This window comes from Marinobacter sp. bablab_jr003, from assembly GCF_016464245.1.
Classification (GTDB): Bacteria; Pseudomonadota; Gammaproteobacteria; order Pseudomonadales; family Oleiphilaceae; genus Marinobacter; species Marinobacter vinifirmus.
In genome coordinates this window covers 80,025-101,309 of record NZ_JADARC010000117.1, presented here as the reverse complement: position 1 = coordinate 101,309, position 21,285 = coordinate 80,025, and the positions used below count along the sequence as shown (strand labels likewise).

The 21,285-nt window shown below is 59.4% G+C and carries 18 protein-coding genes and 1 pseudogene; 13 read left to right on the top strand and 6 right to left on the bottom strand.

Annotation, left to right across the window (positions count from 1 at the left end):
- Positions 1 to 303 precede the first annotated feature (303 nt).
- From H3Z84_RS12300 to H3Z84_RS12290, 3 genes are all read left to right on the top strand, one after another.
- Positions 304 to 822: a TolC family protein gene (locus tag H3Z84_RS12300; RefSeq protein WP_008169850.1), complete on the top strand. Its 519-nt coding sequence runs from the start codon at positions 304 to 306 to the stop codon at positions 820 to 822.
- 452 nt (positions 823 to 1,274) lie between these two features.
- Positions 1,275 to 2,495: a serine/threonine transporter SstT gene (gene sstT, locus H3Z84_RS12295; RefSeq protein WP_199457651.1), complete on the top strand. Its 1,221-nt coding sequence runs from the start codon at positions 1,275 to 1,277 to the stop codon at positions 2,493 to 2,495.
- Between the two features lie 7 nt (positions 2,496 to 2,502).
- On the top strand, positions 2,503 to 3,015 hold the full coding sequence (locus tag H3Z84_RS12290) for a shikimate kinase (RefSeq protein WP_199457650.1): 513 nt from the start codon (positions 2,503 to 2,505) through the stop codon (positions 3,013 to 3,015).
- Here H3Z84_RS12290 and H3Z84_RS12285 read toward each other — a convergent pair.
- The 3 genes from H3Z84_RS12285 to H3Z84_RS12275 form a co-directional block, all read right to left on the bottom strand.
- Positions 2,984 to 4,624, bottom strand: coding sequence for a PAS domain-containing sensor histidine kinase (locus tag H3Z84_RS12285; protein WP_228285878.1), 1,641 nt, complete (start codon positions 4,622 to 4,624; stop codon positions 2,984 to 2,986). The two genes, H3Z84_RS12290 and H3Z84_RS12285, sit on opposite strands and share 32 nt — an antisense overlap.
- The gene (locus tag H3Z84_RS12280) at positions 4,617 to 5,300 is read right to left on the bottom strand and encodes a response regulator transcription factor (protein ID WP_022989659.1); all 684 of its coding nucleotides are present in this window, start codon (positions 5,298 to 5,300) and stop codon (positions 4,617 to 4,619) included. Before H3Z84_RS12280 ends, H3Z84_RS12285 begins: the two co-directional genes overlap by 8 nt.
- 83 nt (positions 5,301 to 5,383) lie before the next feature.
- Positions 5,384 to 7,546, bottom strand: a complete 2,163-nt coding sequence (locus H3Z84_RS12275) for a DNA topoisomerase 3 (RefSeq protein ID WP_199457649.1) — start codon at positions 7,544 to 7,546, stop codon at positions 5,384 to 5,386.
- A 126-nt stretch (positions 7,547 to 7,672) separates the two neighbouring features.
- Between H3Z84_RS12275 and H3Z84_RS12270 the strand changes: the two genes are divergently transcribed.
- Positions 7,673 to 8,029, top strand: coding sequence for a BolA family protein (locus tag H3Z84_RS12270; RefSeq protein WP_058341212.1), 357 nt, complete (start codon positions 7,673 to 7,675; stop codon positions 8,027 to 8,029).
- Positions 8,026 to 8,649, top strand: a complete 624-nt coding sequence (locus H3Z84_RS12265; RefSeq protein WP_022989656.1) for an L-threonylcarbamoyladenylate synthase — start codon at positions 8,026 to 8,028, stop codon at positions 8,647 to 8,649. Before H3Z84_RS12270 ends, H3Z84_RS12265 begins: the two co-directional genes overlap by 4 nt.
- A 21-nt stretch (positions 8,650 to 8,670) precedes the next feature.
- Here the strand turns inward: H3Z84_RS12265 and H3Z84_RS12260 are convergent, their stop codons facing one another.
- Positions 8,671 to 9,318, bottom strand: a complete 648-nt coding sequence (locus tag H3Z84_RS12260; protein ID WP_323127005.1) for an MBL fold metallo-hydrolase — start codon at positions 9,316 to 9,318, stop codon at positions 8,671 to 8,673.
- Positions 9,319 to 9,377: 59 nt separating this feature from the next.
- Here H3Z84_RS12260 and H3Z84_RS12255 point away from each other — a divergent pair, with 59 nt between their 5' ends.
- The 4 genes from H3Z84_RS12255 to H3Z84_RS12240 are packed head-to-tail and all read left to right on the top strand — an operon-like array spanning position 9,378 to position 15,140.
- Positions 9,378 to 10,160, top strand: a complete 783-nt coding sequence (locus H3Z84_RS12255; protein ID WP_022989654.1) for a hypothetical protein — start codon at positions 9,378 to 9,380, stop codon at positions 10,158 to 10,160.
- Entirely contained in the window at positions 10,153 to 13,095 is a 2,943-nt protein-coding gene (locus H3Z84_RS12250) for a hypothetical protein (protein ID WP_199457648.1), read from the top strand. Before H3Z84_RS12255 ends, H3Z84_RS12250 begins: the two co-directional genes overlap by 8 nt.
- The gene (locus H3Z84_RS12245) at positions 13,088 to 14,515 is read left to right on the top strand and encodes a hypothetical protein (RefSeq protein ID WP_199457647.1); all 1,428 of its coding nucleotides are present in this window, start codon (positions 13,088 to 13,090) and stop codon (positions 14,513 to 14,515) included. The genes H3Z84_RS12250 and H3Z84_RS12245 overlap by 8 nt, the downstream gene beginning before the upstream one ends.
- Complete coding sequence (locus H3Z84_RS12240; RefSeq protein WP_199457646.1) at positions 14,508 to 15,140, top strand: condensin complex protein MksE; 633 nt, start codon at positions 14,508 to 14,510, stop codon at positions 15,138 to 15,140. The genes H3Z84_RS12245 and H3Z84_RS12240 overlap by 8 nt, the downstream gene beginning before the upstream one ends.
- Here H3Z84_RS12240 and H3Z84_RS12235 read toward each other — a convergent pair.
- Positions 15,131 to 16,978: a sensor domain-containing diguanylate cyclase gene (locus H3Z84_RS12235; protein ID WP_199457645.1), complete on the bottom strand. Its 1,848-nt coding sequence runs from the start codon at positions 16,976 to 16,978 to the stop codon at positions 15,131 to 15,133. The two genes, H3Z84_RS12240 and H3Z84_RS12235, sit on opposite strands and share 10 nt — an antisense overlap.
- A gap of 130 nt (positions 16,979 to 17,108) precedes the next feature.
- On the opposite strand from H3Z84_RS12235, the gene H3Z84_RS12230 reads away from it, so the two are divergent.
- From H3Z84_RS12230 to H3Z84_RS12220, 3 genes are all read left to right on the top strand, one after another.
- Entirely contained in the window at positions 17,109 to 18,584 is a 1,476-nt protein-coding gene (locus H3Z84_RS12230) for a DUF3360 family protein (RefSeq protein ID WP_199457644.1), read from the top strand.
- Positions 18,585 to 18,611: 27 nt separating this feature from the next.
- A complete protein-coding gene (locus H3Z84_RS12225; protein ID WP_199457643.1) occupies positions 18,612 to 19,631 on the top strand; it encodes a hypothetical protein in 1,020 nt (339 codons plus the stop codon).
- 78 nt (positions 19,632 to 19,709) lie between these two features.
- Positions 19,710 to 20,012: a monooxygenase gene (locus H3Z84_RS12220; RefSeq protein WP_199457642.1), complete on the top strand. Its 303-nt coding sequence runs from the start codon at positions 19,710 to 19,712 to the stop codon at positions 20,010 to 20,012.
- Positions 20,013 to 20,027: 15 nt separating this feature from the next.
- Here H3Z84_RS12220 and H3Z84_RS12215 read toward each other — a convergent pair whose 3' ends face one another.
- Positions 20,028 to 20,702 carry a spermidine synthase gene (locus H3Z84_RS12215; RefSeq protein ID WP_199457641.1) on the bottom strand — a complete coding sequence of 225 codons (675 nt, stop codon included), beginning with the start codon at positions 20,700 to 20,702 and terminating at the stop codon, positions 20,028 to 20,030.
- 148 nt (positions 20,703 to 20,850) lie between these two features.
- Between H3Z84_RS12215 and H3Z84_RS12210 the strand changes: the two are divergent.
- Positions 20,851 to 21,271: pseudogene (locus H3Z84_RS12210) on the top strand (SDR family oxidoreductase).
- The last annotated feature ends 14 nt before the right edge of the window (positions 21,272 to 21,285 follow it).

Here is a 21,285-nt window from a genome sequence, read left to right as displayed (position 1 = left end):
TGCCCCTTTTAACCGGTTAACTGGCTGGATCGAAAGCGATGATGGAGCCGATCCGATATCGCGAACACTCCTTCCGGCCAGACAATGATCCGGTCTGGCGGAAACGAGGGCTCAAAACGTTTCTGCCGCGCAGACTCCTAGATGCCAGACTAGTAGAGCTGCAAGCGGAAAAGGCCGGGCTAGCCAGCGACCTGATTCCTCTGCTTGGGCGTCGTCCGACGGGGGCCAGTTTGCAACTGATGGCGCCATCTGAAACGCTTCTGTTCGCCGATGGACAGTTGGAACCAGATCATCCGCTGATTCGTGCAGCCGAGGCGAGGGAAGCCGAGGCGCGCGCGGCTGGATGTTGCCGAAGTCGATCGTCGACCTACGTTCACAGCTAATGCCGGCTATAACAGCCTGTGGGCTGACGAGAGAAAACGTTGGGTCGTCGGCATTGGCGTTCGGATCCCATTTAGTGGGCAGCGCCAGCACAGCGCCGTTCGAAAGGCGACTGCCGAAGCATCACAAAAACGATGGCTGGCCACTCAGGCCCAGCGGGAATGGCGGGCCTCGATAGCTAAACTGAGGGCAAGCGTTGAGGCCGGCCATGGTCGACTGAACATCCTCAACGAGCGACACTTGCCAAACCAGCGCGCGCACTGGGAAGCCAGTCTGAACGAGCTGGCCAGTGGCACTGGCAGACTGGAGGACGCGATAAATAGCGCAAGACAGCTTACTGGGGCCAAACTCCGTCGAGCTGGGGTGATCCGTGATCTATATGGTGCCTCGGCCGGGTACGAAGCCCTGATACCGGTGCGTACTATCAATGCGTTAAATTAAAGAGGTAATTCAATGGTCAAGTCTTCGGGCATTTTGGATAGCACCAGAAAGTTCCCTTCAAAATGCCCGAAGACTCGACCAAACCACTTGGACCAAAACTCATGAACCTTCCTGAAGGTTCGCTTTGCGACCGATGGGTACGATTGGTTAGCTGGTTGATCTTCCATCCTGAGGATGATCGTAACCAGGAATTGTCGCCCGAAGGAGCTTTCAGAGCTTTGAATGACGGGACTGTAGTGAGATTTCGGCCTATTTACGCTGAACGTGTCAGATTGCGACCAATGTAAGGCGTCTGTATCATTGTCGGTCAAAATCTGCGCCGCTTGTTGTCAAAAGAAAAGCAGATCAGTAATGTTCTGATCTGCTTTTCTTTTTTTAATTCCGGGTGCGGAGTTCCCTGATATTTGCGGCGGTTTCAAGTATTCCGTCCTACCAAGCAACCGGAGCTTTTGATGTCTGGCCTGTACAAGCTTTTCCGCCCCCTGATTCAACTCGGCCTGATTCCGCAGATCACGCTGGGCATTATCGCCGGTGTCTTGCTGGCCGTGGTGTCGCCTGAAACGGCTAAATCCTTCTCGATTCTGGGCCAGTTGTTCATCTCCGCCCTTAAAGCCGTCGCACCCATTCTGGTGTTTGTGCTGGTTGCGGCAGCGATTGCGGCACACCAGAAAGGCCAGCCCACGCATATTCGCGGTGTTCTTGTGTTGTATGTGATTGGCACCCTGGTCGCCGCGCTGGTGGCGGTGGTGGCCAGCTTTGTTTTCCCCACCGAGCTTACGCTGGACATGCCGGAGGTGAGTGGCAATCCGCCCGAGAGCATTATCCAGATCCTCAGGGACTTGTTACTGAGTATGGTCGCCAACCCGGTTACCGCGCTGATGGAGGGCAACTTTATTGCCATTCTGGCCTGGGCGGTTGGCCTCGGGATGATGCTGCGCCATGCCAGTGATGCCACCGGCAAGGTACTGAATGACGTATCTGATGCGGTTTCAGGCATTGTTCATATTGTTATCCGCTTTGCGCCCCTTGGTATTCTGGGGCTGGTAGCTAACACTCTGGCAGAGGCCGGTATTGGCGCCTTACTGGAATACGGCCGGCTGCTGGGTGTTATTGTGGGTTGCATGCTGTTCGTGGCGCTGGTGACCAATCCGCTGATTGTGTTCCTGAAAACCCGCCAGAATCCGTTTCCCCTGGTATTTGCCTGCCTTCGGGGCAGCGCCATTACCGCATTCTTCACCCGTAGTTCCGCCGCCAACATTCCGGTAAACCTGGAGCTTTGTGAGCGCCTGGAGCTGGACCCGGACACCTACACCATCTCCATCCCTTTGGGTGCCACCATCAATATGGCTGGCGCTGCCATCACCATTTCTGTGATTACCCTGGCTGCAGCCAACACCCTGGGTATACCGGTTGATTTCGGTACCGCGTTGCTGCTTTGTGTGGTGTCTGCGCTGGCGGCCTGCGGGGTCTCCGGTGTGGCAGGTGGTTCGCTGCTGTTGATTCCGTTGGCCACCAGCCTGTTCGGTATCTCCACCGATATCGCCATGCAGGTGGTTGCCATCGGCTTTGTGATCAGTGTGGTGCAGGATTCCACAGAAACGGCCCTGAACTCTTCTACGGATGTACTGTTTACCGCAGCCGCCTGCCGCGCGGCCGAGCGCAAAGAGGGGTAACAGGGCGATGTCTCGAAACCTGATTTTTATCGGCATGCCCGGAAGCGGAAAAAGTACCGTGGGCGTGCTGGCGGCAAAGCGGCTTGGTATGGGTTTTGTGGATACCGACCTTCTGATCCAGGAGGAGGCCGGCCGCACCTTGCAGGAGATTGTCGACCAGGACGGTTACCAGGCCCTGCGCCACATTGAAGAGCAGGTGCTGCTGAAGCTGTCCGTGGAAAACCAGGTTATCAGCACCGGCGGTAGCGCTGTTTACAGTGATGCCGCCATGCGCCACCTGAAAGCCAATGGCACCGTGGTTTTTCTGGATATTCCGCTGGATGTGGTCATTCAGAGAATCGGTGACTACAGCCTGCGGGGCATTTCCCGCCGGCCGGACCAGTCCCTTTCCGAGTTGTTCGACGAGCGTTTTGCGCTCTATTCCCGCTATGCAGATATCACAGTGAAGGGCGAAGACCTTACCCAGGACCAGGTTTGTGAAGCGGTGGTCAAAGCATCGGATCCGAAATCGGGAACCTGAGGGTAAAGGTTGTGCCTTCATCGGGGAGGGAGTCTACCTTGATCTCGCCCCGGTGCTTCTCCACCACGGTTTTCACAAACGACAATCCCAGGCCGGCGCCCAGGGTGCCCGCCAGCTCGCTGCGCTTTTGCCGGTGGTAGCGGTCGAACAGGTAGGGCAGTTCATCGGTGTCGATGCCGCAGCCTTCGTCGGCGATGGCCAGGCAGGCCAGGTGGGCAGCGCGATACACGTGGATGCTCACGGTGGCGTCTTCCGGGCTGTACTGCACGGCGTTGGTCAGCAGGTTGATGACCGCCCGCTCCAGCAACTCCGCATTGCCTCGCATCCACAGGTCTTCGGTGCCGATCAGTTGCAGTGAAATGTTCTTGCGCTGGGCCTGCTCATACACGCTGTCCCGGGCGTTTTCGACAATGGCCAGCAGTTCGCACTCGTAGAAGCGCGGCTCGGCCAGCTGTTCGGCCCGGGCCAGTTGCACGAACTCTTCCGCCAGGTTGTAACTGCGCCGGGCCAGCATCCGCAGCTGGTCCAGGTGCAGTTCGTCTATGCTGGCCGGGTCCCGCTTCAACTGCTCAATCAGGGCCAGCTGAGAAACCAGCGGCGAGCGCACATCGTGTGAGATGAAGTCGATGGCCTCCCGGTGCTGCCGCTGTTGTTCCCGCAGTTCTGAAATGTCCGATATGTTGGCGATGATGCCGAACTGGCCGTGTTCGGGGAGCTCGAAAGGCGCAAAGTGAACAAGGAAGTCCTTGCCGTGCACGGTCAGGTCCAGGGTCCGGCTTTCTTTCAGGGTCAGGGTTTCGGAAATCACTTCGTGCCAGGGCGGCGTATCCTTCGGGTCGTGGCCTTCCAGCAGGCTGGTCAGGGGCATGCCGGTGATGCTGGGCATGGGCTCCCGGAACCAGTCTTCGATGTGCTGGTTGGCAATCCGGATAACCCCCAGTTCGTCGGTCACGATAATGCCATCCGGCATGTGTTCGAAGCTGTTGCTGATAAAAGCCTGCATCTGGGCCAGGCGTTCGCTGGCCAGGATCACCTTGCGCAAGCGCGGCGAGTGGCCGAGCCCGGGGCTGAGCGGGCCGGTAGCGGGTTGTGAGTCCAGTTCCAGTTTGTGCAGGAAGTGCTGTATCACTTCACGGCTGAGGTCATTGCGCAGGGTGAGCCCGATGACGTAACTGGTTTCGCCCCGGGTCAGCCGGATCCAGCTTTGCTGCTGCTGGTGCTGCCACTCACCGGGTTCCGGCAGTGGCGGGGCCTCGGCAAGGCTCATGCCATGGTTTTCGAGTAAGTCGCCGTCTTCTGCCAGCAACCAGCCTTCCGGGCGCAGCAGGGCCCGGAAATGTTCCAGTAAGCGATGGGGCTGTCTTTTCGACGGTTCCGGCAGTGACAAGGTCTGCGTTCTGACCATTTTGTCGAGTTGCCGGTTCAGCAGCCGGTTGGTTACAGCCAGTTGCACCGCCGCGGCTACCGGCAAGGCGATCAGCGGTATCGCCAGCAGGTTGGTAGGTGAAAGCTGGAAGCCGAATACGAGCAGCGTCAGAACGTAGCTGCCAGCAAGCACCCCGAAGACCAGCAGGCCAAGGCCCCACGGTGAGAGCTTCCGGTCAAGCAACGGCTTCGAGCCTGTAACCGCGCTGGTAGATGGTTTTGATGCGGAATCCGTTTTCAGGATTCAGCCCCAGCCGTCTTCTCAGGCGGCTCATGTGGGTATCGACGGTGCGGGTGTTGATGTCCTTGGTCAGCCCCCATACCCGTTCCAGCAACATTTCACGGGTGAGCAAGCGGCCCTGGTTCTGGAACAGGAACAGGGTCAGGTCGAAGTCTTTGTCGGTCAGGCTCAGTGGCTCACCGTGCAGGCTGATGCTGCGCTGCTGGGTGTTTACTTCGAACGGGCCGTATACCAGAACTTCTTTCTCGCTGTCCGGGTTGCTGCGGCGGGCCAGGGCATTGATGCGGGCCAGCAATTCGGCAGCCCGCGCCGGTTTGGCCAGGTAGTCGTCGGCGCCGGCATCCAGGGCACGCACTATGTCTGATTCGCTGTCTCGCTGGGTCAGAAAGATGGCTGGAATAGGCCAGTTCAGGTGCGCCCGCACGTTCTCCAGAACGTCGATGCCGGTCATGTCCGGGATCTGCCAGTCGAGGATCATAAGGTCGTAACTGCGGTGCAGAACCGCGCCCAGAAAGGCCTGGCCGGTGGGAAAACTGTCACAATGGTGGCCTTTCTCGGAGACGATGGTCTGTATCCTCTGGGCCTGTTCGTGCTCATCTTCAAGAAGCGCAATGCGCATCAGGCGTTTCCTTCGTTATTAGGGCTATCTGCAATATCCGGCCATTATTCCAGAAATTCAATGTTCGATCAGCCCTGCAGGGGCTATTTCCTTAATGTGAGCGCCGGTTTTCCGTTGTCGTCGTCCACCGTTTGCCGGCAGCCGGGAAAGTTGCTGCAACCCCAGAACCAGCCTTTCTTGCTGCGCCGGCGCACCAGGGGTGAAAAACAGTGCGGGCAGGGTACCGGTTTCTGGCTGGTGCCGTCTTTCGGCTGGCTGTCTTCCAGCGGCCGGGTGCCCTTGCAATCCGGATAGCGGGTGCAGGCATAGAAACGCCCGAACTTGCCGTCCCGCTCGACCATCGGTGCCCGGCATTTGGGGCAGTGGATGGCTTCGTTGCCGGCAACGCTGTCGTCGTTGGCCGGCTTCGGGCGCCGGTTTATAAAGCCGGTGATTTCTTCCTTCAGGCTGGCCAGGAATTGCCGGGGATCATCTTCGCCACGGCGGATGCCTTCAAGGGTCGCCTCCCAGACAGCGGTGCGATCCGGAGTGCGGATGGAATCCGGCAGGGCGGCAATCAGCGCTTTGCCTTTGTCTGTGGCCTTAATGTAGCGCTTTTCCCGGAACAGATAGTCCCGTTTGAACAGGGTGTCGATAATCGCTGCCCGGGTGGCCTCGGTGCCCAGGCCATCGGTTTCCCGCAGGGTTTTTCTGAGCTCCGGGTCCGCCACGAAACGGGCAATGTTGGTCATCGCCGACAGCAGTGTGGCATCGGTGAAATGCTGGGGTGGCTGGGTTTTCTTTTCTTTTACGCCAGCGTTGGTGCACAGCACCGGTTCGTTTCGCTCCAGCCTTGGCAGGGGGGGCTTTTCCGGTTCGCTGTTGTTTTCCCGTAGCCGGAGCTCCAGGGCTTTCCAGCCTTGTGTGAGTATGGCGGTTTCGGTCGCCCTGAACTTGTGCTCCAGCACTTTCACCGTCAGCTTGCCCTCCCGGTGTACGGCATCTGCCGCAAACTGCATCAGGTAGTAGCGGCTGATCAGCCCGTAAATTTTCTGCTCTGCCGCAGTCAGCTTGCCGTTGGCCGACGGCCGCACGGTAGGAATGATAGCGTGGTGCGCGTCCACCTGTTTGTCGTCCCAGGCGGCGGAGCGGCGGCTGGTGTCCAGTTCGCCGAACTGCGTTTCCAGGTCCGGCACCACACGGCCGATGGCGCGGATAACCTGCTCGCGCTGGTTATAGTGGCCTTCGGGCAGGTAGCGGCAGTCAGAACGGGGGTAAGTGATCAGCTGGTGCCGCTCGTACAGGTTCTGGGCGGTATCCAGTACGTCTTTGGCTCCCATGCGGAACAGCCGGCCGGCTTCTATTTGCAGGGCAGACAGAGAAAGTGGCAGTGGTGGCGTTTCCGGCCGGTCCCGGAACCGGGATTCCACAATGGTGCCCGGGCGGCCGTTTACTTCTGCGGCAATCTGGTCTGCGATTTCACGGCTGAGCAGGCGGTTTTCTTCGTCCAGGTGATCCTGAAATTGTTCGCCTGGCAGCCATCGTGCGGTGAAGGAGCGCTGGTCTGCGTCTTCTTCACGGGCGCGGAATTCGCCTTCAATCCGGAACCAGGGCTTCGGCTCAAAGTCCTCGATGGTGTTATCCCGCTCCACCACCAGCCCCAATACCGGGGTCTGTACACGGCCGACCGAGTACACGCCCTGTTCGCCCTGTTGCTGATAGGTGAGCGTGTAGAAACGGGTCAGGTTGATGCCATACAGCCAGTCTGCGCGCTGGCGGGCCAGGGCCGAATGGGACAGGCGCCGGAATTCCCGGTTGTCTTTGGGCGCCTGTATGGCCCGGGCAACGGCGTTGGGGGTCAGGTCGTTGATCAGTATCCGTTGCACCGGCGCCTCGGTGCCCACATAACGGAGTACCTCATCCACCAGCAGCTGGCCTTCCCGGTCCGGGTCTCCGGCGTGGGTAATGGTGTCGGCCTGGCGGATCAGGGATTCCAGCACTTTCAGTTGCTGGCGCACGCTGTCTTTTGGGGACAGCTGCCATGGCTCCGGAATCATGGGCAGGTCTTCCAGCCGCCATTTTTTCCAGGCCGGGTTGTAGCGGGCCGGTTCTGCCGGCTCCAGCAAATGGCCGATGCACCAGCTGACCGTAGCGGCGTCTTTGCCCTGACCACAGCGAATCCAGCCCTGACCTTTCTGGTGCGGGCCGGGCAGGGCGGCAGCAATGGCTCTTGCCAGGCTGGGTTTTTCGGCTATGTAAAGATGCATGGGGTCTTGGCGTTGCTGGATCGGTTCGGGAATGTGGCTCTTTGCCGGATTGCTGTCAAGGTTTCGGGGGTAAGGGCCAATGTGTAGTAGACTGACCACTCAGGGAATTGCGGGAGTTAAACGAAGATGAAAGTACAGAGTGCCATTGAAACCAAACTGGCAGATGCCTTTGAAGCCAGGTTGCTTCAGGTAGAGAACGAGAGCCACATGCACTCGGTGCCGCCGAATTCGGAAACCCACTTCAAGGTGACCCTGGTTTCACCGGATTTTGCCGGCCAGATGAAGGTTCGGCGGCACCAGGCGATCTACAAGGTGCTGGCAGACGAACTGGCAGGCTCGGTGCACGCGTTGTCGCTGCACCTGTTTACGCCGGAAGAATGGCAGGCCAGTGGCCAGGCTACGCCGGATTCGCCGAATTGCATGGGTGGCTCGAAGGGTGATGCCACCATGGCGGCCAAACTGGAACAGGGAGCAGATTCATGAGTCAGTTTTTCCAGATTCACCCGGAAAATCCGCAGAAGCGGCTGATCAACCAGGCCGTGGAAATTCTGCGCAAGGGTGGCGTGATTGTGTATCCCACCGATTCCGGCTACGCACTGGGTTGCCATCTTGGCGACAAGCAGGCGGCCGATACCATCAAACGTATCCGCAAGCTGGATGACAAGCACAACTTCACCCTGGTGTGCCGGGATTTGTCTGATATCGGCGTCTACGCCAAGGTCGACAACACCCAGTACCGGTTGCTGAAGACGTTCACTCCGGGGCCCTACACCTTCATCCTGGATGCCACCAGCGAAGTGCCACGCCGCCTGCTACACGCCAAGCGCCGTACCATTGGTGTCCGGGTGCCGGATAACGAGATTGTGCGTGCGTTGCTGGGTGAGCTGGGCGAGCCGATCATGAGCAGCACCCTGATTTTGCCGGGGGAAAGCGAGCCCATGACCGACCCCTACGAAATCCGGGATACCCTGGAACACGAACTGGATTTGATCATCGACGGCGGCTTCTGCGGAATGGAAGCCACCACGGTGGTGAACTTCACCGGCGACGCTCCGGAAGTTACCCGGGTTGGCAAAGGTGATCCGGCGCCGTTCCAGGTCTAGGGCTGTTGGTTGCCGGGGCAGTCAGCCCCGGTGGTCAGACACAAAGGGATTGGTGGCTTTTTCGTGCCCGAAGGTAGACATGGGCCCGTGGCCACAGATGAAGGCCACATCATCGCCCAGCGGGAACAGTTTTTTCCGGATGGAATGAATCAGGGTGTTGTAGTCGCCCTTCGGGAAATCCGTTCGGCCAATGGAACCGTTGAACAGCACATCGCCCACCTGGGCCAGTTTTGAGCCGCGATGGAAGAACACCACATGGCCCGGTGTGTGGCCCGGGGTGTGCAGCACTTCCAGGGTTTCATTGCCCACCGTTACCGTGTCTCCGTCTTCCAGCCAGCGGTTGGGCGTGAACACTTCCGGTGCCGGAAACCCGAACATCTGCGCCTGCATGGCCAGGCCCTGAATCCAGAAATTATCTTCTTTGTGCGGTCCTTCAATCGGCAGCCCGGCGGATTTGGACAACTCCGCGGTACCACCGGCGTGGTCGATGTGGGCGTGGGTGAGCAGGATCTTCTCCAGGGTAACGCCTTCTTCCTGGGCCGCTGCCAGAATGCGATCCAGATCTCCGCCCGGGTCCACGACTGCTGCTTTGTTGGTTTCGGTACACCAGAGCAGGGTGCAGTTCTGTTCAAAGGGGGTGACGGGAATCACACGGTACTTCAGGGACATAATCTGCCTCGGGTTGTAAACTTTCCGGCAAGTTTACCAAGGCGGCAAGGGGCGAGCCATTGAACGACTACCTCAAGAGAATCCTTAAGGGCCAGGCGATCAACTACGAGGCCTTTCTTAAAAAGCTGCCGGAGGCACTGCGTCAGCGGCACCGGGAGCTTTTTTCGACCGAGAAAGCGGGGCCGAACCGCTGGCGGGTAACCGTTCTGGATGAAGCTGTATTCGAAACGCTTCGGGAACAGGCCGCAACTCCGGTGAGCAGGGTGGATGCAGCCAGGAAAGGAGATTCCCACCGCCATGGCACCGAGGTGAGTTTCCTGCTGGTTTACCATCACGCTCTGACAGGCAACCGGCCGGATTCAGTGGTGATTACCGGGGATTCGGTGGATATCGGCTTCAGGCCAGCGCCCCGGGTGCTGGTGGTGGAGAATGAGCGAAATTTCTATCACTACCGGCAGATGCTGGCCTTTGCCGGGGAGTGTCTGGGCCGGCCGGTGGATCTCACAAATTGCGATGTCGTGCTCGGTGGCGGAAACCGGATTACCCGCGCGGCGGATCTGGACTGGCTGAAACGGTACGATGAGGTGCTTTGCGCCTTCGATTACGATGCCGGCGGCCTGCAGATGTTTTCATCGGTGCAGGCCGCATTGGGCGACAAGGCCTGTTTTCTCCAGCCCGCTGAGTGGAAACCCTGGCTTGGCTGTTTCCGCAAACCCCCGGACGCCACCGAAAGGTTTACAAAGGCCATCATGCTGGCGGAAGATCTGGGGTTTGTGTCGCTGGCGCAGGCCTTCCGGGCCACCAGCAAATTCATGGAGCAGGAGATGATTCTGGATGAGTGATTCACAGGCGAGCGCGAGCACCTTTAACTTCGGCATTCGCCGCCTGGTGCTGGTGGATTCCGCTGGCTTCTGTTACGTGGAAATTCCGGTGGACAACCACGGCCTGATTCTGGGGCCGGGCAACCTGGGCAAGTCCAGCCTTTTGAACAGCCTGCGCCTGTTCCTGTTGCCGGAAAACAACTTCAAGAACAGCCGCAAGAAATTCGCGTTCCGCAACGCCAGCGCCGGCAGTTTCTACACCAACGAAGAAAGCTACCAGCACTATTTCCCCAGTCAGTTCAGTTTCCTGATCATGGAAGCGGAAAACCCGGCGGGCACACACTGCCAGGTTCTGTACCGGGACAACGCCAGCCAGCTCAGCTATGGCCGGGCTTTTGTGCCGGTGAGTTACGACCGGCTACGGCCGCTGTTCTGGAACGGTGATGATGAGGACGGCATCGGCCAGGCGGTGCCGGAGCTGTCATTCAGCCGGTTGTCGGAAGCCCTCAAGAGGCTCTCCAAAGACACGAAACTGGTCAGCGACCCTGCCAAACTCAAGTCCATGCTCTACAGCAGCGAGCTGATGAATGCCGATGCCGTGCGCTATTCCGTACTGCCCCTGGGCGAATCCGACGAGCGCCGGGTGCAATCCCTGCGCACCCTGATTCTGCTGCTGTTCGAAATGAAGGCTGACGACCAGGCCATGGCCAATGCGGTGGCGAGTATCATCGAGGCGGATAAGAAATTTGCCGACGACGCCTTTGATTTCAACATCGACGATTTCCTGAACCGCCACGACCAGCTCAAACAGCAGCAAAGCCAGCTCAATCGAATCGAAAAGGAGCGCCCCCGCTTTGAAAAGCTGAATCGCGACTACCAGGCCTATCAAACGTTATTGCGCAGTCAGCACGATTTTGCCGCCTTCCGGGATGGCGTGGCGAATGCGCTGCAAGACATTGGCGCCAAACGCCGGGTAGCGCTGGAGGCGTATAACGAACAGAACGAAACCCTGCGCCATGTGCTGCAAACCCTGAAAAAGCTGGAACAGGAAGAAAGCGGACTGAAAGGCGAGATCCGCTCCGCCGACCGGCGAATCAAGCAGGCGGAACAGAACCAGAAAGACGGCGAGCTGCTGGTTGCACAATACGGCGAGATGACCCTGCAGGAAATTGCGGACATCCAGAAGGAAGAACTCGAAGGCAAGCGGGGCCACCTGGCCGCCCTGAAAAGTGCTGCCCAGGCCGAGATTCGCCTGGAACAGATCCAGCGCAAGAAGCTGGAGCTGGAACGCCAGCTGGAAAGCCTGAAAGACCGGGAAAGCAAACAACAGTGGCAGTTGCAGAACCAGCTGGACGAAGCCACCGCCGCGCCGCTGCGGGCAGTCGACCCCCGCCTGATGATGGCCAGCCCCGGCCAGGATCTGGATGCCGACAGCAAAGCCACCATTGAAGCTTTCGCTCGCCTGTTTGCGCCCAACGATCGCGGCTTTGACTGGTTTGATACCGAGTACCAGAGCCAACCGGCCCGGCACACCAATTTCGCCGAGCAGCGCCACCATATTGAGGGCGAGCTGAACGGCCTTGAGAAAGAACGCTCAGAGCTGGCAGACACCACCAACCAGGAACACGACCGGCCCAAGCTGATTGAACGCACGGAAAAAGAAATCCGCGCCATCGAAAAAGATCTTGAGACGCTTCAGCGTTATCCAGCCGCTGCCACCACCCTGCGGGACGCTGCAGAAGAAAAGCAGGCCGCCGAAGAGCAGTTAGCCAAGCTGGAGGAACAGGCCCGTCTGGAGCAGGAAAAGCAGGACGCACTGCAGCAGAAAGCCGCCAGGGCCCGGGCCGAGAAAGACCGCATTGAGGAACGGGAGCGGGAACTGGCGGCCCTGAGCAAAAGCGTGGGAACTGTGGAACACCGTTTCCCGCACTTGAAAGCGGTGCAGGCAGAACAACCGTTAGACATCGAGCGGGTGTCTGCCGCCGCGTTTGATGACCTGCAAAGCCAACTGGACGACCTGGAAGAGCGCCGCCGTAACATCCTCGATCACCTGCGCCAGTTTGTGTACCTGGGTATCCACGAAGACAGCGACGGCGAACTGCAGAAAGACAGCCCGACGTCCTCGATTATTCGGGAAGCCTTCAAGAGCCTGTCGGACCTGTTCGCCGGCATGGCCGAGCGCTGGAGCGTGCTGGAACAGCAGGTTGGCATTCACAACGAAACCGTGGCCAGTTACCGACAGGCCCTGAAATCCAACCACGAACACATTGCTCGGTTCGAGGCCCAGCTGAACCGCGAGCTGGACGGGGTGCACATCAACGACCTGGTGGAAATCCGGGTGGATATCCACACCGATCCGAAATTCCGCAACCTGGTGGAAGAAGCCAACAACATCGATCCGTATGGCAACCAGCTTCAGTCTGATGCCTTTTACGACCGCCTGCGGGTGTTTGTGGCGGACTTTTTCGGGGAGCAGGGCGGCAGCAAGCGCCTGACCATGGACAAGGTGATCACCGGTATTTCCTACCGCACCCGCAAGGAAAACGCCGCGAACCTGGATAAGAAGGGCCAGTCCACCTCCACCACGGCATTGATCAACCTGGAACTGGTGTACCGGCTGCTCAAACGGGTGCTGTACCCGGGCGTGCAGCTGTCCTTCCCCATGGTGCTGGACGAGCTGGCCAGTGTAGACATCAGCCAGATGCCGTCGTTGCTGGAACGGCTTCGCAAACAGGGCTTCAACTTGTTCTCCGCTGCTACCCACAGCGCCAGTGCCGAAGTGATCTACCTGATTGGCCGGCACCTGGAAGTGGGGCAGATGCGCACCGCGCGGCCTTACAGCAAGGAACGCACACTGGTGTTCTGGGGTGGCGCGGAAGGCTTTACCGGCGGCGAGCCCCTGAGCCACTGGGCGGACCAGACCCAGAACAGCCTGCTGGAGCCTGCGGATGAGTAAACGCTTCAGCACCCTGGACACCACCCGGCTGCTGTTCGAACACCCGAAGATCCTGTTCCGGATGATCGAGCGCATGGACCGAAACGAAGCCCGGTACATCCGCGAAAGCGACCTGGTGGCCGAGGTGATGGACTACACCCGTAATCTGGGCAAGGCGGACCGGGAACGAGTGCGGCTGGCCCTCAACACCGATAACCTGTTTCGCAGCGGCCTGATCATCGACATCATCAAGGCCGACGGCGAGCGCCGGCTGGTGTTTCAGGATGCCCTGATCAACCTGATGCGCGCCTGCAATGCGTCGCTGTATCAGGAACTGACCGATGCCCGGCTGCGGGGCCATCTGGTGACCCTTCGGGACGTACGCAACCGACTGGAAACCAGCAGTTTCAGCGAGGCCGACCCGGACTACACCGAACTGCGGGACGACCTGAATGAACGGGTCAGCCAACTGATCGGCCTGTTGCGCCAGAACGTGCTGCGCATGCAGACCATCAGCGCCCAGCTGGCGGATCTGTCCGGCGACGCCAGCCGGGCGCCGGAGAAATACCTGGAGTTCCGCCAGAACCTGTTCGAGCAGATCGTCACTCTGTATGAGCGCCACATCAAGCCCACGCTGGTGTTCCTGAACCCGGACACCCGCCTGCCAGATGGCAGCAACCTGTTCGAAACCCTGGAAGCCATGGTGCGCCTGCTGGAGAGCCATGACGACCACAGCCTGGCGGATCAGATTTTCCGCTCGTCCCTCAGCCTGAATGCTCTGTACAAACCCATCCAGGCCGTAGCCCAGGAGGTGGAACACTTCCTGCGCAAAACCCGGCGGGGCATGGCCCAGTACAACGCCATGGAGCATTTCTACGGCAAGCTGCGGGAGCTGAAAGACGACACCGAAACCCTGAGCCTGCGCCGCAAATGGCTGGAAGGCGGCGATTTTGCCCGCAGCACGGGCTTTCTGGTGGGTTTGCGGGCGCAGCAGCGGCCGAAACACTACGCCTTCGGCCAATCCTCCAGCTATTACCAGCTGTTGTTCAGCGAACTGGACCTGCGCCTGAGCGACCTGCGCCGTAAAGCCGAGGTGCCAGTTCTTCAGGAAGTGGACGGCAGCGGTCGCCACAGCCGCATCGACGTTCAGCGCATCAACCAGCTGTACCAGTGGCTGGAAACGCTGGAATTACGGCCCACGACCGACCTGGTACGGGAACTCCACGGCCGGCTGGACGGTTTTATTCCCGGCTATCGCTTTCCGGACCTGCTGGCGGCGTTGAACCGGCTGGTCAATGCACCGCCCGAGGGGATGCAGGTAACGACCACCAACCGTTTCCGAACCCTGGAGCAGGCGCCCGACAGCGAGCAGTTTGTTTACCGAAAACGCCGCCTCGAAACCACTACGACTCACACCGAACAAGAGCCAGACCATGCCTGATTTCGCGGAAACCCGGGATGCAGAAAACAACCTGAACGAACCACAAACCAGCAGCTTCGACCAGATCCTGCCGGCCCACAGTGCCGCCATCTACCGGGAATTTCAGGCTGGCCGCGTGATCGTGCGGGATGTCTGGGATGCCAACCGTTCCGAGCTGCGGGCCAATCCGCTCTACAACCTGCTATACAATCATCTTTCGCATTTCCGCACTTTCTACGAGCACCTGGGCAGCGAACTGGTGTTCAACGAAACCGGCTCGTTCTTCTTCCTGAAAGAAAGCAGTGACGATGAAAGCGAAGAGCACGATGAGAACGCTTTCCGGGTGCAGGTGATATTGCTGCTGATTGGCCGTTACTTTGCCCGTAGCGGGCGGGATCTGGATTACCTGGGTCGGCCGGAAGCCGGCCTGAACGAGCAGGACCTGGCCAACCTTGCGGCCGATGAGGAGTACCAGGACATTCTGCGGGCAGCTCGATTCGAGAAAGGCCTGAGTGAGGCGCTGGATTACCTGGAAAAGCGGAACCTGGTGTTCCGCTCCGGGGCTGGGCGGTATTTCCTGAGCTCAGCTGGTATGTACTTCCTTGACCAGCTGGTTCAGGAGTACGAGCAGGGCGGTCAGGCGTAGGCCAGGTTGTTCCGGCCACCGGCTTTTACCCGGTACATAGCGGCGTCGGCTTCCCTCATGAGATCTTCGGCGGTCATGCCGTTATCCGGATACAGGGCAATGCCGACGGAAGCGCCAATACCGATCGTGTGGCCCTGAATCTGGAATACCTCATTCAGGGTTGCAATCATTTTTTCTGCAATGTGCCGGGCACCGTCGTCGCCGTTCAGGGGCCCGGTAATCACCACAAATTCGTCTCCGCCGGTCCGGCCCACGATATCGCCACTACGCATGCAGTGTTTCAGGCGCTTGGCCACTACCCGTAGCAGTTCGTCACCCACCGGGTGGCCATGGGTGTCGTTGACCGGCTTGAACTTGTCCAGGTCTAGGAACATCAGCGCAAAGTGGCCATTGGAACGACGGGCCTGCTCTATGGCTTGTTGCAGGTAATTCTCCAGGGCGGCACGATTGGGCAGGCCGGTGAGCTGGTCATAGTGTGCCAGCCGGGCCATCTGTTTCTCGTTTTTCACCCGCTCGCTGATATCGCTGAAGGTCAGAATATACTGGCTGATCTGGCTCTGATTGTTTCGCACCGCAGACACCGTCAGCAGGTTGGGGAACACCTCATCCTTGGGATGCCTGAGCCAGACCTCGCCCTGCCAGGCACCCTCGGCGATCAGCTGGCGGTGCAAGCGTTCGCCGACGGGATCCCGGTCCTGGTTGCCTGCATCAAGAAACTCCATCATGTTGCGCCCGGACAGCTCACGGGCTGTTGTCTGGGCCCTGTCCAGAAAGGCCGGATTGGCCCGGACAATGGTGAAATCCGTCTTGCAGATGGCAATGGCTTCCTGGGTGTGCTCGAACACCTGGTGGGCCAATCGCAGTTCTTCGGTGGATCTGGCGATCTCGGATGTCTGGGAAACCAGTGCATGCATCAGCGGTTGCAGGGAGCGCCACACCACCAGCCCGGCCACCAGCGAAAGCAACGCAATGATGGCGATGCTGATGATGATGTCGTTGATGACGTCTGCGTAGATTTCAGATACCCGGGCGTTCATGTGAACTTCCCAGTTGTAATCGCTCAGGGGTCTCATGAACGCCAGTATCGAGGCACCGTCCGGGTCGGTCAGTCTGAAGGTGCGGGGCTGTTTGTCGCCCGTCAGGTGCTCCCTGACGGTCAGGCACTCGCTGGCAGGGAAGATCTCGGGCATCTGAGTGATGGGGGCCAGCTCCACCCGGCGGGTGCGCGCGTCATCGAGAATGCAGATGTTTGACCAGGTGTTGGTTAGCAGCGCTCCCTGAAGCGGAGAGAGATCGAACAGCAGCAGGTCTGTGCCCACCCGTTCGCCATCATGCATGATGGCGCCGGAGGCGTGCAGCAGCGGTTTGCTGGTTTCGCCATTGGCAAGGCGATATTCCCGGAAGTCCAGGCCGCCTGGCAGGGTTATCTTGCCGGGCAATGACGCCGCCAGGGGGCCGACACGGACCAGTTCCTCACCCGATGCGTCGTAGCGTATCAGTGCCGCCAGGTTGTCGATGATGTTGGCGGCGTCTTCCAGCCTGGGCCGGGAGAAGGTCCTGGCGACGCCAACCGCCAGGTTACCGTTTACATATTCACTCATCACCCGGCCCAGCTCGGATCGGCTGGCGGTCTGGCGGGCCAGGTCCTGGTGTTGGTCCAGGATGGCCTGGATGTTCTGGGTTTTGGCGTCGGCAACATTGCCGGCCGAGCGGGAGGCCTGGGAATGCAGCTGGTTGATCAGCGGGGTGGCGACAATCGCAGCAATCACAATGCCGGTGAGCACCACTGCGATGATGGCCGTGGCGATTACACGGCGCTTTTGTTCAAGTATATCCATCGTTTGTGGTCACACCCTCCGGTCGCACAGCTCTATCTTAACTCCAGCCTTAGCCAAAGAGCCAATGGTTAGTGTGCTTCTGTCTCTCTAGTATCCGCGCCTTAATAAAAATTCCAAATCGCGAGTGGTTATGACAGACAACAACGCTAACAACAGCTATTTATCTGATCGAAAACCCCGGTCGCACTTTGCAACGCGTCGGGAATACCTGGAGCATGAACTGCAGGTGATGGCGCCGAGGCGGTGGCGGCCAAACCTGCCGTTCCGTGATTACCGCTTCGAGTGGGAAGACCTGGTGCCCGCCATGGCCGCGACCATCGGCAAAGTGGTGATGGTTGCCGCAATTGTGGCCGCCTTCGCCGGCCCGCTGGGGCTTTCGAAAGAATTCGTAACCGAAAACGTGCGCTTCGAAATGATCATCGCAGCGCTGTTGTTTGTCATCCTGATCTCCGGTTTTCTGAACCCCACCAGTAACCTGGCCGGTACCCACGGCCCGCTGATTCCCATGATTCCGTTGATTGTTGCCTCTGGCGGGCATCCCATGGCGCTGGGGATCATGATCGGTGTGCTGGGGTTTATTCTGGGTATTACCCGGGGCGGCAGCCTGTTGGCCCGGCTAACCAGTAACGGTGTGTGTGGTGGATTGCTGCTGTATCTCGGCTTTATCGGGGTAACCAGCCAGATTGGACGGCTATTCACCTGGGCTGAAGGGTTCGATAAGGGCTACATCGCCTTTGTGGTGGTGCTGCTGACCATCGTGATGTACGCCTGGCTGGAGCATGTGAAAATGCGTTGGCTGGCGATCCCGCTGGGATCGTTGATAGCCGGTGTCGTGGCCTTTGCCCTGGGTGCGCCGTTCGAGTTCGTGACCGAACCGGGCATTCCCAATATGAACCCGGCCTATTGGTGGGGCGAAACCACCGGCTGGCAGCTGGGCCTTCCGGACGTCTACAGCTTTATGGCCGTGGCGCCGTTTGCGGTGCTGGCGGTAGCCATGTGGTCTCCGGATTTTCTGGGGCACCAGGTCTTCCAGAAACTGAATTATCCGCCAAAAACCGAGCGTGTGCTGATGGATATCGACGATACCATGGTCTCTGCCTCGGCCCGCCAGGTAGTCGGAACGGCGCTGGGTGGCGGTAACATTGCGTCATCCTGGGGTACTTACATTGTGCCGGCAGCCATTGCCAAGCGGCCCATTGCGGCGGGTGCGGTGCTTACCGGGTTGTTGTGTGCAGCTACCGCGGTGCTGGGTTACCCGATGGACCTGGCGGTATGGCCGCCGGTGCTGAGTGTGGCGCTGATGGTGGGCGTATTCCTGCCATTGCTGGAGGCAGGTATGCAGATGACCCGCAAGGGCAAGACCACCGAGTCTGCAGCCATCGTGATTTTCTCGTCTGCGCTGGTGAATCCGGTGTTTGGCTGGTCGCTGACGGTGCTGCTGGATAACCTTGGGCTGATCGGCTGTAAGGAACGCGGTAAGGAACTGGGCCATATCGGCCGCTGGATCATCCCGGGTATTGTCTTTGTTATCCTGTGCGTGGTCATGCTGGCCATCGGAATGTTCCCGGGCATCGAGCCTATGGTGGACGCTTTCCGTGTAGACTGAGGTTTTTCGCAGTAGCAGGAGTGGCGAATGCCGGAGCCCGTGCTGTTCAGAACCTATCGCCGCCGGAGCTGGCCCTGGCTGGCGTTCATAGCGCTCGTGGTTGCCTTGTTGGTGGCGCTTTGGTTGCAGCCACAACCTGTTGAAGAACGCTTAGTGCGCCTGCATGCCCAGGAAGTGTTCGGGGCGGATTCTCAGCTTCTTGCAGAACCACTGCCGGTGCAGGCCACGCTGCTGGATTACCGGAGCGATCGCCTGCTGCTGTTAAAGGCGCAGGCGGCCTTGCAGGTGTACCCGGAGCATGCCCGGCAGTTGCTGGAACTTTTCGGTGAAGAGCCGGAGTTCCGGGAAGCCCTGAAAACCCACGGCGAATACCTGATTCCGCCGGTTATCCATTTCTACCGCAACCCGGTCAGTTCCATCGAGATGCTGAACCGGGTAGCGGGAACCCGACAAACCCTCACTCCCGAGCAGCGGGCCTGGTACGCAGTGAACTTTGCCAACAAGGAAGGGCAGGATTTCACCGGCCAGTTTGTGGTGGCGCCGGATGGCAGCATTGAATGGATCTGGACCGAACGTATTACCGAAGGCGCTACCCGGTTTTTCACCAGCGGCATTCGCACCCTGGAGTCCCGTTACCGAACCGACCAGCCCATTCGTGCCAGTGATCTTGGCTGGGCAGCGGTGGATGCCGTAGTGATCGGCAGCGCGGTAAAATTCCTCAAAGCCGGTCGGGCAGCGGCCACTACCGCCCGGGCAACCACCGTAACCGCACGCTCAGCTGCCTATGGCTCCCGTTTGGCCAGGGCAGGGCAGATGGCATCAACCATGATCGGCTATACCAAGTGGCCAGCCGTGGCGGCGCTTGCCTATGTAGCAGTGCGCCATCCGGTATTACTGAACGACCTGTTTGCCGGGGCCGCAAAAGTCCTTGGTGTGCCACCGTGGATGATACAGGTGCCCGGCTGGTTCCTGATCCTGTTACCCTTGTTGCTGATACTGCGATGGCTGGCCCGGGTGTGCCTCTGGTTCATCCCCGCCCGCCGATAACTAACCGGGGTCAGACCCCCAATACATTTGCTGCGGCAAAATGTACCGGGGGTCTGACCCCGTTACGGAGATTCTGAGATGAAAACACTGTTGCAGGTGGATTTTCCCTTTGATGGCCCGTTCGGGCAGGAAATGGCCGATGCCATGAAAGAGCTGGCGGAATCCATTGCCAAAGAACCCGGGTTTATCTGGAAGATCTGGACCGAGAATGCGGAAACCAGGGAGGCTGGCGGTATTTATCTGTTCGAAGATGGTGCCAGCGCCAGGAAGTACCTGGACATGCATACGGCCCGCCTTAAAGGTTTCGGAGTGCCGGTGGTGAATGCCAAGGTGTTTCAGGTGAATGATGCGTTGTCGGCGATTGATCACGGCCCGGTCTGACCGGGCCGTTTAAGCCTACCAGGCCAGCCAGATGGTGTGCCTTGCGCCTTTGCCCGGGCGCAGGGCTCGTACCACTACCGCTTCTACCGAGAAACCGGCCCGGCGCAGCCTTTCTGTAAAGGCCTGCTCAGGGCCTGCGGACCAATAGGCCAGGATGCCGTCCGGGCTCAGGGATTTCTGGGCGGCGGCAATGCCTTCCGGCGAGTAAATCCAGTTATTTTCCTTGCGGGTCAGGCCTTCCGGGCCGTTGTCCACATCCAGAAGAATGGCGTCCCAGTTGCCATTACCCTCCCTAAGTAGTTCTGCCACATCGCCAAGGTGTACCCTGGCTCGAGCATCTTTCAGCGGGTAGCCCGCGGCGGCGCCCAAGGGCCCGCGATTCCATGCTTCAACCTCCGGAACCAGTTCGGCCACCGTCACCTGGGCGCTGTCGCCCAGTGAAGACAGAGCCGCCGCCAGGGTGAAGCCCATGCCCAGCCCACCAATCAGCACCCGGGGCTCGGGCAGGTGTGCGATACGTTCGCAGGCAAGGGTGGCCAGGGCGTCTTCCGAGCCGTGCAGCCGGCTGTTCATCAGCTCACCGGGCGCACCGGCAATCTTGATGGAGAATTCGTCATTGCGTTGCAGCAAACGCAAACGGGTTCCGTTGCCGGGAATGGTTGCGGTGCCAATTTCATCAAAGCGGGCCATGAGGGGTTCCGGGTGGCGGGATCAGGCCGCATTCTAACCTGATGGCACCGTTGTTTTCAGCCAAAACCCCCTTGAAGAATAGCTGTTAGACTGCAGTTATTATCAAATAGCCGTATTTTTAAAGCCCAGAGTACAGGAGAGCGCACTTATGACAGATCAACCGGTCATGCTGATAACCGGAGCTTCATCGGGCATTGGTGCCGAAACCGCACGAGCTGCTGCCCGGCAGGGGTATCGCCTGGTACTGGCGGCGCGCTCCGAGGGCAAACTGAAGGGGTTGCAGCAAGAGCTCGGCGGCAGGTCGCGTCACCATTCCGGGCTCCATGTACAGCGCCACCAAGTGGGCGGTCTCCGCCATTGGTTATGGTGTGCGTGAGGAGCTTCGTGGTTCCGGCATCCGCGTAACCCTGATTGAACCGGGTATGGTGGATACGCCGTTCTTTGACGAACGCCCAGCCCACGCGCTGAAGCCCGAAGATATCGCCAATGCGGTGATGTATGCGGTCGCCCAGCCTGCACATGTAGACGTAAACGAGATCCTGGTGCGGCCAACGCCGGCCGTGGAGTGAAGGTCAGAAACTGT

Coding starts and splice junctions, on each gene's coding strand:
- sstT (WP_199457651.1), top strand. CDS start 1,275: ATGTCTGGCCTGTACAAGCTTTTCCGCCCCCTGATTCAACTCGGCCTG.
- H3Z84_RS12290 (WP_199457650.1), top strand. CDS start 2,503: ATGTCTCGAAACCTGATTTTTATCGGCATGCCCGGAAGCGGAAAAAGT.
- H3Z84_RS12280 (WP_022989659.1), bottom strand. CDS start 5,300: ATGCGCATTGCGCTTCTTGAAGATGAGCACGAACAGGCCCAGAGGATA.
- H3Z84_RS12275 (WP_199457649.1), bottom strand. CDS start 7,546: ATGCATCTTTACATAGCCGAAAAACCCAGCCTGGCAAGAGCCATTGCT.
- H3Z84_RS12270 (WP_058341212.1), top strand. CDS start 7,673: ATGAAAGTACAGAGTGCCATTGAAACCAAACTGGCAGATGCCTTTGAA.
- H3Z84_RS12265 (WP_022989656.1), top strand. CDS start 8,026: ATGAGTCAGTTTTTCCAGATTCACCCGGAAAATCCGCAGAAGCGGCTG.
- H3Z84_RS12260 (WP_323127005.1), bottom strand. CDS start 9,318: ATGTCCCTGAAGTACCGTGTGATTCCCGTCACCCCCTTTGAACAGAAC.
- H3Z84_RS12250 (WP_199457648.1), top strand. CDS start 10,153: ATGAGTGATTCACAGGCGAGCGCGAGCACCTTTAACTTCGGCATTCGC.
- H3Z84_RS12245 (WP_199457647.1), top strand. CDS start 13,088: ATGAGTAAACGCTTCAGCACCCTGGACACCACCCGGCTGCTGTTCGAA.
- H3Z84_RS12240 (WP_199457646.1), top strand. CDS start 14,508: ATGCCTGATTTCGCGGAAACCCGGGATGCAGAAAACAACCTGAACGAA.
- H3Z84_RS12235 (WP_199457645.1), bottom strand. CDS start 16,978: ATGGATATACTTGAACAAAAGCGCCGTGTAATCGCCACGGCCATCATC.
- H3Z84_RS12230 (WP_199457644.1), top strand. CDS start 17,109: ATGACAGACAACAACGCTAACAACAGCTATTTATCTGATCGAAAACCC.
- H3Z84_RS12225 (WP_199457643.1), top strand. CDS start 18,612: ATGCCGGAGCCCGTGCTGTTCAGAACCTATCGCCGCCGGAGCTGGCCC.
- H3Z84_RS12220 (WP_199457642.1), top strand. CDS start 19,710: ATGAAAACACTGTTGCAGGTGGATTTTCCCTTTGATGGCCCGTTCGGG.
- H3Z84_RS12215 (WP_199457641.1), bottom strand. CDS start 20,702: ATGGCCCGCTTTGATGAAATTGGCACCGCAACCATTCCCGGCAACGGA.